General features: G+C 69.7%; 10 protein-coding genes. 7 read left to right on the forward strand and 3 right to left on the reverse strand.

Features of this window, described 5'->3' with window-relative positions:
- Positions 1 to 23 precede the first annotated feature (23 nt).
- On the reverse strand, positions 24 to 359 hold the full coding sequence (locus LZ017_RS03320) for an SMR family transporter (protein WP_241298600.1): 336 nt from the start codon (positions 357 to 359) through the stop codon (positions 24 to 26).
- Between the two features lie 43 nt (positions 360 to 402).
- Here LZ017_RS03320 and LZ017_RS03325 point away from each other — a divergent pair, with 43 nt between their 5' ends.
- The 3 genes from LZ017_RS03325 to apbC all read left to right on the forward strand — a co-directional run bounded on the left by LZ017_RS03325 (position 403) and on the right by apbC (position 2753).
- Positions 403 to 1026 (forward strand): LysE family translocator, encoded by a 624-nt coding sequence (locus tag LZ017_RS03325; RefSeq protein ID WP_241298601.1) that lies wholly within the window; start codon positions 403 to 405, stop codon positions 1024 to 1026.
- Positions 1023 to 1583, forward strand: coding sequence for a DUF523 domain-containing protein (locus LZ017_RS03330; protein ID WP_241298602.1), 561 nt, complete (start codon positions 1023 to 1025; stop codon positions 1581 to 1583). The genes LZ017_RS03325 and LZ017_RS03330 overlap by 4 nt, the downstream gene beginning before the upstream one ends.
- Before the next feature lie 75 nt (positions 1584 to 1658).
- Positions 1659 to 2753 (forward strand): iron-sulfur cluster carrier protein ApbC, encoded by a 1095-nt coding sequence (apbC, locus tag LZ017_RS03335; RefSeq protein ID WP_241298603.1) that lies wholly within the window; start codon positions 1659 to 1661, stop codon positions 2751 to 2753.
- 20 nt (positions 2754 to 2773) lie between these two features.
- On the opposite strand, the gene LZ017_RS03340 is transcribed toward apbC, so the two are convergent.
- Together LZ017_RS03340 and LZ017_RS03345 are read right to left on the reverse strand one after the other, a co-directional pair.
- Entirely contained in the window at positions 2774 to 4825 is a 2052-nt protein-coding gene (locus tag LZ017_RS03340; protein WP_241298604.1) for a HAMP domain-containing sensor histidine kinase, read from the reverse strand.
- Positions 4822 to 6231 carry a sigma-54 dependent transcriptional regulator gene (locus LZ017_RS03345; protein WP_241298605.1) on the reverse strand — a complete coding sequence of 470 codons (1410 nt, stop codon included), beginning with the start codon at positions 6229 to 6231 and terminating at the stop codon, positions 4822 to 4824. The genes LZ017_RS03340 and LZ017_RS03345 overlap by 4 nt, the downstream gene beginning before the upstream one ends.
- 447 nt (positions 6232 to 6678) lie before the next feature.
- On the opposite strand from LZ017_RS03345, the gene fdnG reads away from it, so the two are divergent.
- From fdnG to fdhE, 4 genes are all read left to right on the forward strand, one after another.
- Positions 6679 to 9750: a formate dehydrogenase-N subunit alpha gene (fdnG, locus tag LZ017_RS03350; RefSeq protein ID WP_241298606.1), complete on the forward strand. Its 3072-nt coding sequence runs from the start codon at positions 6679 to 6681 to the stop codon at positions 9748 to 9750.
- 10 nt (positions 9751 to 9760) lie between these two features.
- On the forward strand, positions 9761 to 10672 hold the full coding sequence (gene fdxH / locus LZ017_RS03355) for a formate dehydrogenase subunit beta (protein WP_241298607.1): 912 nt from the start codon (positions 9761 to 9763) through the stop codon (positions 10670 to 10672).
- A 10-nt stretch (positions 10673 to 10682) separates the two neighbouring features.
- Positions 10683 to 11303: a formate dehydrogenase subunit gamma gene (locus LZ017_RS03360; RefSeq protein ID WP_241298608.1), complete on the forward strand. Its 621-nt coding sequence runs from the start codon at positions 10683 to 10685 to the stop codon at positions 11301 to 11303.
- 190 nt (positions 11304 to 11493) lie between these two features.
- On the forward strand, positions 11494 to 12528 hold the full coding sequence (gene fdhE, locus LZ017_RS03365; RefSeq protein WP_241298609.1) for a formate dehydrogenase accessory protein FdhE: 1035 nt from the start codon (positions 11494 to 11496) through the stop codon (positions 12526 to 12528).
- The last annotated feature ends 1 nt before the right edge of the window (position 12529 follow it).

Raw genomic sequence — 12529 nt, forward strand, 5'->3', positions numbered from 1 at the left:
GGCCTCGCGCAGGCGGCGCGCGCTCAATGCGCCACGGACTTGGAAAAGGCGTTGACGATGACGACGCCGGCCACGATGAAGCCCATGCCGATCAGCGCCGGGGCGTCCAGGGTCTGGCCATGGACCAGCCAGCCCAGCAGCGAGATCAGCACGATGCCGACGCCGGACCACAGCGCATAGGCCACGCCCAGCGGAATGCCGCGCAGCGTCAGCGACAGGAAATAGAAGGCCACCCCATAGCCCGCCACCGTCAGCAGGCTGGGCCAGAAGCGGGTGAAGCCTTCGGTGCTTTTCATCGCCGTGGTGGCGATGGTCTCGGCGACGATCGCGATGGCGAGGTACAGATGACTGATGCTCATGGGGCCGACTCTAGCGGCAAGCGCGCCACCGGATAATGGCCCGATGAGCTACTACCCGCTGTTCCTGCTCGTCGCCGCGGCCACGGTGATGAGCCCCGGCCCCGGCGTGCTGATGAGCCTGAGCAATGCCTTGCGGCTGGGCTGGCGCGGTGCCTTGCCGGGCATCCTCGGCGTGGCCAGCGGCGCGGCCGTGGTGGCGACGCTGTCGGCCACCGGCCTGGGGCTGCTGCTGGCGCGCTCGGCGCTGGCGTTCTCGGTGCTGAAGTGGGTGGGGGCGGCCTACCTGGTCTACCTGGGCTGGAAGCTGTGGCGCGCGCCGGCGTTGCGCTGGTCCGCCGCGGAGGAGGCCCTGCCGCCGGTGCCGCCCGGACCCTGGCGGCGCTTCGTCGAGGGGCTGCTGCTGCAGTTCACCAATCCGAAGGCGATCTTCTTCTTCCTGTCGGTGCTGCCGCAGTTCGTCGCGGCGGACCAGCCGCGCGCGCCGCAGTTCGCGCTGCTGGTGGGCAGTTACGCGCTGCTGGTGGTGCTGATCCACAGCCTCTACGCGGTGCTGGCGCAGCAGTCGCGGCGCTGGCTCGCCGGTCCGCGCGCGGGGCGCCTGCTCAACCGCATCGGCGGTGCCACCTTCATGGGCTTCGGGGTTGCGATGGCGGGTGCGCGGCCATGACGGCGCCGGGCATTCTGGTCAGCGCCTGCCTGCTGGGGCAGCCGGTGCGCTACGACGGCGGCGCGCGCGGCGAGCGCGACGACGAGGCCTGGGCGCTGGCCCGGCTGCGCGACTGGGCCGCCCAGGGCCGCGTGCGCCTGCTGGCGCTGTGCCCCGAGGTGGCCGGCGGGCTGCCGGTGCCGCGGCCGGCGGCGGAGATCCAGCCCGGCCATGGCGGCATCGACGTGCTGCGCGGCCAGGCCTGGCTGGGCACGCGCGCCGGCGGCCCCGACGCGGAGCTGACGCGCCGCTTCGTCGACGGCGCGCATCGCGCCCTCGCGCTGATGCGTGCGCAGCACGGTGTCGCGGCGCTGCTGACGCCGCGCAGTCCCTCCTGTGGCGCCGAGCACATTTACGACGGCCGCTTCGAACGCCGCCTGGTGGCGGGCGAGGGCGTGACCGCGGCGCTGTTGCGCGAGCAGGGCTATGCGGTCTTCCATCCGGCCCAGATCGACGCGCTGGACCGCTGGCTGCGGGACCGGGCGGCCGCACGCGACGCCGGCCCCGCCTTGCGCTGACGCAAGGCCCGCGGCGGCCCAGGGGCAAGCCCGCTGGGCTAGACTGCCGGCCCCATTCCCATGCACTGAAAAACGATGTCCGCCCTCAACGAAGCCAGCCTGCTGCAGGCGCTGCAAGCCGTGATTGACCCCAACACCGGCCGCGATCTGGTGCAGACCAAACAGCTGAAGAACCTGCGCATCCAGGGCGGCGACGTCAGCTTCGAGGTGGAGCTGGGCTATCCGGCGGCGAGCCAGATCGACGCGTTGCGCGGCCGTCTGATCGCCGCGGCACGCACGGTGCCGGGCGTTGCCAACGTGAGTGTGAGCATCGCCAGCCGCATCGTCGCGCATGCGGTGCAGCGCGGGGTGCAGCTGCTGCCGGGCGTGAAGAACATCATCGCCGTGGCCTCGGGCAAGGGCGGCGTGGGCAAGAGCACGACGGCGGCCAACCTGGCGCTCGCGCTGGCGGCCGAGGGCGCGCGCGTGGGTCTGCTGGACGCCGACATCTACGGCCCCAGCGTGCCCGCGATGCTGGGCGCCAGCGGCCGGCCGGAGAGCCTGGACGGCAAGTCCATGGAGCCGCTGATGGCGCACGGGCTGCAGCTGATGTCCATCGGCTTTTTGATCGCCGAGGACCAGGCCATGGTCTGGCGCGGCCCGATGGCGACGCAGGCGCTGGAGCAGCTGCTGCGCGACACACGCTGGAAGGACCTGGACTACCTGGTCGTGGACATGCCTCCGGGCACCGGCGACATCCAGCTGACGCTGTCGCAGCGCGTGCCGGTGACCGGTGCGGTGATCGTCACCACGCCGCAGGACATCGCGCTGATCGACGCGAAGAAGGGCCTGACCATGTTCCAGAAGGTGGGCGTGCCCATCCTTGGCATCGTGGAGAACATGGCGGTGCACATCTGCTCCAACTGCGGCCATGCCGAGCACATCTTCGGCGAAGGCGGGGCCGCGCGCATGGCGCAGCAGTACGGCAGCGAACTGCTCGGCGCCTTGCCGCTGGCGCTGTCCATCCGCGAGCAGGCCGACCGCGGCGCGCCCACCGTGGTGGCGGCGCCCGACAGCGAGCACGCGGCGCTGTACAAGGCCATCGCGCGCAAGATCGCGGTGAAGCTGGCCGGGCAGGCCAAGGACTATTCGTCCAAGTTCCCGTCCATCACCATCTCCAAGAACAGCTGAACGCCGCGGGGCCGGCGCCGTCAGTCGCCGCCCTGCAGCCACAGCGCGAAACAGGCGCCCGGTTCGCCCTCGGGCAGGGGCTCGACGCGCAGGCTGCCGGCGTAGCGCTCGACGAGGCTGCGGCTGATCCACAGGCCCAGGCCGGTGCCTTCGCGCTTGCCGGTGACGAAAGGCTGGAACAGCCGGTCCTGCAACGCCGGGCTGAGGCCAGTGCCGCTGTCGCGCACGCGGATCAGCAGGCCGGGTCGGCCCTGTTCGTCGTCGCGGTCCTCGGTGGAGAGCTGCAGCAGGCCGCCCTGGGGCATGGCCTGCACCGCGTTGACCAGCAGGTTCACCAGCACCTGCTGCAGCTCCTGGCGGTTGATCGCGACGCGACGCCGCCCGCGGTAGTCGCGCTCCAGGCGCACGCCGGCGCCGGCGAGCAGGTGCTGGACCAGCGGCAGGCAGGCGTCCAGTGCCTCGCCGGCGTCGAGCTGCTCCACGTAGCCGGCGTACTCGCCGGGCCGCGCGTACTGCAGCAGCTGGGTCACGATCAGGCGCATGCGCTCGACCTGGGCGTCGATGAGGCGGATCTCCTCGCGCGCCGGCTCGGCGGCCGGGCCCAGCAGCTCGCGCATCAGGTCCAGGTTGCCCTGGATCACCGCGATGGGGTTGTTGATCTCGTGCGCGATGCTGGCGGTGAGCTGGCCCACGGTGGCCAGCTTCTCGCTGCGCACCAGCTGCTGCTGCGCGGCGCGCAGCTCGGCGGTGCGTTCGGCCACCTTGCGGTCCAGTTCCTCGCCCCAGCGCTGCAGCGCGCGGGCCTTGTCGTCCACGCTGTCCAGCAACTGGTCCAGATGGCCGGCCAGCCGGCCGATCTCGTCGCCGGAGGCCAGCGGTCCGACGCGCGCCGCCGCGTCGCCGGATTCGACGCGGCGCATGGTGCGCTCCATGCGCTCCACCGGGCGGAAGATGCTGCGCGCCAGGCGCAGCGAGACCCAGGCCACGGCCAGCATCACGCCGATGAAGACCACGCCGATGCCGCCCAGCACCGCGTACTTGACCTTGACGAAGGGGCGTTCCAGAAAGCCCACGTAGAGCATGCCCACGCGCCGCCCGTCGCGGTCCACCACCGGCTGGTAGGCCGAGACATACCAGTCGTTGACGACGAAGGCGCGCGCCAGCCAGGTACCGCCACGGCCCAGCACCGCTTCGCGCACCTCGCGCGAGACGCGCGTGCCGATCGCGCGCTCGCCCGCCGCATGGGGGCCAGGGTGCGCCGCGGTGCCGGCGGCGTCGCCCTGGAACAGGCGCACGTTGGTGCTGATGCGCACGTCGTCGAGGAACAGCGTGGCCGTGCCCTGGCTGCCGGCGGGCAGGCTGCCATCGGGATAGACGATCTCGTTGATGTGGTCGATGAAGTCCAGGTTGCGGTTGAGCAGCACGCCGCCCTGCAGATGGCCCAGCAGCCGGCCCTGGCCGTCGCGCACCGGCGCGCGCGCGATCAGCAGCATCGCGCGCTCCTCGCTGCGCCGCTCGGTGGGTGCCGCGTTCAGCGTCGGCAGCAGCGGGATGGCCAGGCGTGGCAGCAGCTGCGGCGCGACCCGGGCCAGCGCCTCGCGGTCGACCACCGCCACCGACGCCAGCGCGCCGCTTTCGTCGGCCACCAGCAAGGGCATGGGCGGGCCCGGGTCCACCGGCCCGGATTCGCGCGCCAGCAGGCGGCCGTCCGGGGCGAGCAGGTTGAGGAACTCCAGGCCGTGGTGGCGGCGCGCGTCGGCGAGGAAGGCGGGCAGGGCGTCGGCCGGCACGGCCTGTCCCGAGGCCGGCGCGAGCAGCTGCACCAGGCGGTGCGTCGCCGCCGCGGCCTGGGTGCCCGAGCCCACCTCGGCCTGGACGCGCTCGAAATAGCCGCGCGCGACGGCCAGGTCGCTGCGCACCTTGGTGATCAGCAGCTCGTCCAGCGCGGTGTTGCCCCAGATCAGCAGGATGGCGCCCAGCAGCGGCTGCACCACCAGCAGCGGCAGCAGGGCCAGCCACAGCAGCTTGCGCCGCAGGCCGGCCCGGCGCCAGTGGCGCAGCAGCGCGCTCATCCGGCCTCGCCGGCGTCCTGGCCCCACTCGGCCACGCGGCGCTCCAGGGTGCGCTTGGAGATGCCCAGCAGCTGCGCCGCGCGCGCCTTGTCGCCCTGCACCGAGGCCAGCACCGCCTGGATGTGGCGGCGCTCCAGCGTCTGCAGGTCGGTGGTCGTGGGCAGGGCCGAGGCGCCGGGCAGCGGCGGCGCCACGGTGGCGCCGTCCGCCGGCTCGGACTGCATCGCCGGGTACAGCGCCGACAGGTTCAGCGAACCGAGGATCAGCGAGCGCTCCACCAGGTTGCGCAGCTCGCGCACATTGCCGGGCCAGTCGTACTGCATCAGATAGCCCAGTTCGCGCGGCCGTGCCTCGAAGGGCATCAGGCCCAGGCGCGGCGCCAGATCGGCGATGAAATGGCGCACCAGCTGGGCGATGTCTTCCTTGTGCTCGCGCAGCGGCGGCAGACGCAGCTCCACCACCTGCAGCCGGTAGTACAGGTCCTTGCGGAAGCGGCCCGCGGCCACCTCGCGCTGCAGGTCGCGGTTGCTGGCGGCGATCACGCGCAGGTCCACCGCGACCTGCTGCTCGCCGCCGACCGGCCGCATGCGGCGCTCGTCGAGCACGCGCAGCAGCGCCGCCTGCGCGGGCAGCGGCAGTTCGCCGACCTCGTCGAGAAAGAGCACGCCGCCCTGTGCGTAATAGAGCAGGCCGTCGCGCCCGGGGTCGGCCGCGCTGGCGGCGCGACCGAACAGCTCGGCCTCCACCGTCTCCGGCGACATCAGCGCGCAGTTGACCGGCACGAAGGGGCCGGCGGCGCGCGCGCTGCCGCGGTGGATGGCATGTGCGGCCAACTCCTTGCCGGTGCCCGATTCGCCGCTCAGCAGCACCGTGCTGTCGACGCCGGCGACACGCTGCAGCTCATGGCGCAGCTGCTGCAGCGCCGACGAATCGCCGACCAGGCTGGCCGTGGCCAGATGGCCCTGGGCCAGCGTGCGGCGCAGCACGTAGTTTTCGCGAGCCAGCCGCGCGCGCTCCAGGCTGTGGTGCACCGCGTGCAGCATCTGCGTGACGCGAAAGGGCTTGAGGATGAAGTCCGACGCGCCGGCGCGCAACGCCTCGATCGCGGTGTCCAGGTCGGCGAAGGCGGTGATCAGCACCACCTCGCCGCTGTGGCCCAGGGTGCGCAGCTCGCGCAGCCAGGCCAGGCCGGTCTTGCCGGGCAGGCTGATATCCAGCACGATGAGGTCGAAGCGCTGGCGGCGCAGCAGTTCGGCGCCGGCCTCCGCGCTGTCGGCGGCCAGCACCTGGCCGCAACGCGGCGCCAGGGTCTTGACCAGGAAGTTGCGCATCCCTTCCTCGTCGTCGACCACGAGCACGCTGCTGGTGGGCCAGGAGGCCAGGGGGTTGTGACGGATCTGTTGCATGTGGCCGGCACTGTAGCGGACTCGCCCGGTCCGGCGCGCGTCGCGGGGCATGGCCGGCCACCGGGCCTGCTGCGGCGCAGCATGTTGCATTTCCGTGCCAAATGCCTCGCCTTGCGCACGAATCTCGCCTTTTCTCGGGGGCAAGACCTGACCCCTTGATGCACGTCACGCTGGCGCGCAGAGCGACAAATTGTCGCGCTGGCCGCTTTTTCGTCGCGGTGGGTGCGACAAATTGTCGCTGTCGCGGCCTCCCGTCCGCCGCCGTCCGTCCAAGCTGTCCGGCCGAGGGTGGCGGAGGCCTTTTCACCGGGGTTGCCCCGCAGTGGACAAGCGCGGCGCTTTGTGTCGAAATCCCAGCGCGGTGTCGCGTGCCGGCCCTATGAACGCGTCCGTGTCGCAGGCACGGGCGCCTCCAACACTGTGAGTCATCGCAGGAGGCAAAGACAAATGGATATGAACCGGAGGCATTTCTTCCGGGTGAGTGGGGCGGCCGTGATGGGATCCAGCCTCGTGGCGCTGGGCTTCTCGCCGACGGCGGCCCTGGCCGAGACGCGCCAGTTCAAACTCTCCCGGGCGACCGAAACCCGCAACACCTGCCCCTATTGCTCGGTGGGCTGCGGCGTGATCATGTACAGCCTGGGCGACAAGGCCAAGAACGTCACCAGCGAAATCATCCACATCGAGGGCGACCCCGATCATCCGGTGAACCGCGGCACGCTGTGCCCCAAGGGCGCCGGCCTGCTGGACTTCATCCACAGCGAGAGCCGCCTGAAGTTCCCCGAGATCCGCGAGCCGGGCTCCAAGGAATGGAAGCGGGTGAGCTGGGACGAGGCGATGGACCGTCTGGCCAAGATGATGAAGGCCGACCGCGACGCCAACTTCCAGGCCCAGACCGCCGACGGCAAGACCGTCAACCGCTGGCTTTCCACCGGCATGCTGTGTGCTTCGGCATCCTCCAACGAGTCGGGCTACATCACCCACAAGGCGATGCGCTCACTGGGGATGCTGGTCTTCGACAACCAGGCGCGCGTTTGACACGCCCCGACGGTGGCCAGTCTGGCCCCGACGTTTGGGCGCGGTGCGATGACCAACCATTGGGTGGACATCAAGAACGCGGATCTGGTGCTGATCATGGGCGGCAATGCCGCCGAGGCCCACCCCTGCGGTTTCAAGTGGGTGATCGAGGCCAAGCATCACAACAAGGCCAAGCTGCTGGTCGTGGACCCGCGCTTCACGCGCTCGGCCGCGATGAGCGACTACTACGCGCCGATCCGGGCGGGGTCCGACATTGCCTTCCTGGGCGGCGTCATCAACTACCTGCTCAGCAACAACAAGATCCAGCACGAGTACGTCAAGAACTACACCAACGCGTCCTTCATCGTCAACGAGGGCTACGCCTTCAATGACGGCCTGTTCTCGGGCTATGACGAGGCCAAGCGCAAGTACGACCCGGCAAGCTGGGGCTACGAGCTGGACGACAAGGGCTTCGCCAAGGTCGACCCGACGCTGGAGCATCCGCGCTGCGTGCTCAATGTGCTGAAGAAGCACTATGCGCGCTACACGCCGGAGATGGTCAGCAAGGTGTCGGGCACGCCCAAGGACAAGTTCCTGAAGTGCTGCGAGATGATTGCCGAGACGGCCAGGCCGGACAAGGTGATGACCATCATGTACGCCCTGGGCTGGACTCAGCACAGCCAGGGCTCGCAGATGATCCGCACCGGCGCGATCATGCAGCTGCTGCTGGGCAACATCGGCCTGCCGGGTGGCGGCATGAACGCGCTGCGCGGCCACAGCAACATCCAGGGCCTGACCGACCTGGGTCTGCTGTCGACCTCGCTGACCGGCTATATGACGCTGCCGCGTGAGTCCGAGCAGGACCTGGACAGCTACCTGAAGCCGCGCACGACCAAGGCGCTGCGGCCGGGGCAGATGAGCTTCTGGCAGAACTACCCCAAGTTCTTCGTCAGCTTCCAGAAGGCCTGGTGGGGCAAGTCCGCCACCAAGGAGAACGACTGGGCCTACCACTATCTGCCGAAGTGGGACAAGGCCTATGACGTGCTGCAGGCCTTCGAGCTGATGAACCAGGGCAAGCTCAACGGCTACATCTGCCAGGGCTTCAACCCGGTGGGCTCCTTCCCGAACAAGAAGAAGATCGTCTCCGGCCTGTCCAAGCTCAAGTACCTGGTCATCATCGACCCGCTGAACACCGAGACCGCCGAGTTCTGGAAGAACTTCGGCGAGTCCAACGATGTGAAGTCGGAAGAGATCCAGACCACGGTGTTCCGGCTGCCCAGCACCTGCTTCGCCGAGGAGGACGGTTCGCTGACCAACTCCGGCCGCTGGCTGCAATGGCACTGGAAGGGCGCCGAGCCTCCGGGCGAGGCCAAGGGCGACCCGGAGATCATTGCCGACCTCTTCCACCGCCTGAAGACCCTCTACCAGAAGGAAGGCGGCGCCTATGCCGACCCCATCCTGAACCTGACCTGGCCGTACAAGCAGCCGCACAACCCCTCGGCCGAGGAGTTGGCGATGGAGTACAACGGCAAGGCCCTGGCCGACGTGACCGATCCCAAGGATCCGACCAAGGTGCTGGCCAAGGCGGGCGAGCAGCTGTCCGGCTTCGGGCTGCTGCGCGACGACGGTTCGACCTCGTCGGGCTGCTGGATCTATGCCGGCGCCTGGACGCAGGCGGGCAACCAGATGGCGCGCCGCGACAACAGCGATCCGTGGGGCATCGGGCAGACGCTGAACTGGGCCTGGGCCTGGCCGGCCAACCGCCGCGTGCTCTACAACGCCGCGTCCTGCGACACCAAGGGCAAGCCCTGGAACGCCAAGCGCAAGCTGGTGTTCTGGAACGGCGAGAAGTGGGTGGGTTCGGACGTGCCGGACATCCGCCCCGACGCCGATCCGACGGCCGACGACGCGGTGCGCCCCTTCATCATGACCGCCGAGGGCGTGGCGCGCCTGTTCGCGCCCACCGGCATGGCCGAAGGTCCGCTGCCGGAGCACTACGAGCCCTTCGAGACGCCGCTGAACGCCAACCCCTTCCACCCGAACAACCCCAAGGCCAAGTCCAACCCGGCGGCCCGCGTGTTCAAGGGTGACATGGAGGCCTTCGGTCAGCCCAAGGACTTCCCGTACGTGGCGACCAGCTACCGGTTGACGGAGCACTTCCACTACTGGACCAAGAACGTGCGCAGCAACGCCGTGATCCAGCCCCAGCAGTTCGTCGAGATCGGCGAGGAGCTGGCCAAGGAGAAGGGCATCGCCAACGGCGACACCGTCAAGGTCAGCTCCAACCGCGGCTTCATCAAGGCCAAGGCGGTGGTGACCAAGCGGGTGGCGTCGCTGGACGTGGACGGCAAGCGCGTGCACACGGTGGGCCTGCCCAACCACTGGGGCTTTGTCGGCGTGGCCAAGCCCGGCTATCTGGTCAACACGCTGACCCCCTTCGTGGGCGATGCGAACACCCAGACGCCGGAGTTCAAGAGCTTCACCGTCAACATCGAAAAGGCTTGAGGGGCGCGCCATGTCATCTTTGCAATCCCTGGATATCGCGAAGCGCTCCGCCACGACGACGCCCTCGACGCAGGCGCGGACCCACGTGACCGAAGTCGCCAAGCTGATCGACGTCTCGTCCTGCATCGGCTGCAAGGCCTGCCAGGTCGCCTGCATGCAGTGGAACGACCTGCGCGACGATGTGGGCGAGAACGTCGGCACCTACGACAACCCGCGCGACCTGAGTCCGCAGTCCTGGACCGTGATGCGCTATGCCGAGGTGGAGACCGAGGCCAACCGGCTGGAGTGGCTGATCCGCAAGGACGGCTGCATGCACTGCGAGGACCCGGGCTGCCTGAAGAGCTGCCCGGCGCCCGGCGCGATCGTGAAGTACTCGAACGGCATCGTGGACTTCATCTCGGAGCACTGCATCGGTTGCGGCAACTGCGTCACCGGCTGCCCCTTCGACGTGCCGCGCATCTCCAAGACCGACTCCAAGGCCTACAAGTGCAGCCTGTGCTCCGACCGCGTCGGCGTGGGTCTGGAGCCGGCCTGCGTGAAGGTCTGCCCGACCGGCGCGATCCGCTTCGGTTCAAAGGAGGACATGCTGGACTACGGCGCCGAGCGGGTCACCGACCTGAAGGAGCGTGGCTACCAGAACGCCGGGGTCTATGACCCGCAGGGCGTGGGTGGCACGCACGTGGTCTATGTGCTGCAGCATGCCGACAAGCCCGAGCTCTACCACGGCCTGCCGGCCGAGCCCAAGATCAGCCCGCTGGTCTCGCTGTGGAAGGGCGCGGCCAAGCCGCTGGCCCTGGCGGCGATGATGGGCGCGGTGGTGGCGGGCTTCTTCCACTACATGAAGGTGGGGCCGGTGGAGTCCAAGGAGGACGAGGCTGGCGCCGATGGCGACCGCAAGGTCGGCATGGACGAGAAGGCGTAAGGAGACCCCCATGGCGATCAAACTTCTCCAGCGCTACAACGACGGCGAGCGCATGAACCACTGGGCCATCGCCCTGTTGTTCTTCGCCGCGGGCCTGTCCGGCCTGGCCTTCTTCCACCCCAGCCTGTTCTTCCTGAGCACGCTGTTCGGTGGCGGGGTCTGGGCGCGCATCCTGCATCCCTTCCTGGGTCTGGCCATGGTGCTGATGTTCACGCTGCTGGCGCTGCGCCTGTGGCGCGAGAACGTGCTGACCGCGGCCGACGCCGAGTGGGTGCGCCACAGCCGAGACATGCTCAACGGCGACAAGTCCAAGATGCCCCCGGTCGGCAAGTACAACGCCGGCCAGAAGGTGGTGTTCTGGGTCATGTGCCTGAGCCTGCTGGTGCTGCTGCTGACCGGCTTCGCGTTCTGGCAGCCGTGGTTCGCGAACAGCTTTCCCATCCTGGTCCGCCGCATCGCCGTCGTGCTGCATGCCGCCGCCGCGGTGGCGCTGGTGCTGACCACCATCATCCACGTCTATGCGGCGATCTGGGTGAAGGGCACGGTGCGCGCGATGACGCGCGGCACCGTGACCGAGGGCTGGGCCAAGACCAACCACCCGCTGTGGCACAAGGAGGTCAGCGGCCGCTGATCCCCGCGCCCGTGCCCCGCGTCGCGCGGGGCACGGGCGTTAACATACGCGGCGCTGCCGCCCCCCGGAGCACCCTGAGCCTGCCGCGTGGCGCCTGGCTCCACAACAGGGCCAGAGACCCGGGGCGGCCCTTTGTTTTCTTGTGAGGGCCGGGTCCATCCCGGCCCTGGGTATTGAAAGCCTCTCCCGCATGAGCTCCTCCGCCAACCCCCGCCTGATGTCGCCCGAAGAGATCGCGATGCGGGCCGGGGAGACCCCGCAGACCCTGCGCCTGCCCGAGGCCGGTCTGTTCGCCGAGCGCGAGCTGCGCCTGCGCCAGCTGGCGTCGGACCATGCGATGCGCGACTTCCTGCTGTTCTGCGCCGAACTGGCGCACCAGCAGCACGAGCTGCTCAAGACGCTGCCCGCGCTGGCCTTGCCCGGCGCGGATGCGATCGAGCAGGCTGCGCTGCATGGCCGCGCGCCGCTGCCTGCGGCGCTGCTGCCGCGCAATGCCGTCTGGCGCGAGCTGCTGGGCCGGCTGCTGCAGGGCTTGGCGCACGCCGCCATCCCGGCACCGGCGCGCCAGCTGGTGCAGCAGCTGCAGTCGGCCGATGCCGACTATCTGGAACAGCAGGCCGACCGGCTGCTGTCCGAGCGCAGCGACGGGCTGGACCTGGCCGCGGCGCCGCTGATCGCGGCGGCGCTGCAGGTCTACTGGACTGGGCTTGTGATGCAGGTACAGGCCGGCCACGGTCAGGGCTCGGGCCGGGTGCTGACCCCCTTCGGCCTGGTCGACGACGCGACCCGCTGCCCCTGCTGCGCGTCGCGTCCGGTGGCCTCCATCTATCGCCTGTCGGCCGAAGGCGGCGGGCAGCGCTACCTGGCCTGCAGCCTGTGCGGCACGCAATGGCATTACGTGCGCATCAAGTGCGCGCGCTGCCAGGGCACCAAGGGCATCAGCTTCCAGTCCCTGCTGCGCGACGACGGCGAGCCGCTCAACACCGCGCAGAAGGCCGTGCAGGCCGAGTGCTGCGAAAGCTGTGGCCACTACCTGAAGGTGGTCGCGATGGACAAGGACCTGCAGGTCGAGCCGCTGGCCGACGATCTGGCCACGCTGACGCTGGACATGCTGGTCGCCGAGCTGGGCCTGGCCCGGCACGGCCTCAACCCGATGCTGATCTTCGGCGAAGCCGACGAGGCGGGCGCGCCGGACGGCGCGCCTCCCGATCCAGGAGGACACTGAG

It is taken from the genome of Pelomonas sp. CA6 (assembly GCF_022549225.1).
Classification (GTDB): Bacteria; Pseudomonadota; Gammaproteobacteria; order Burkholderiales; family Burkholderiaceae_C; genus Roseateles.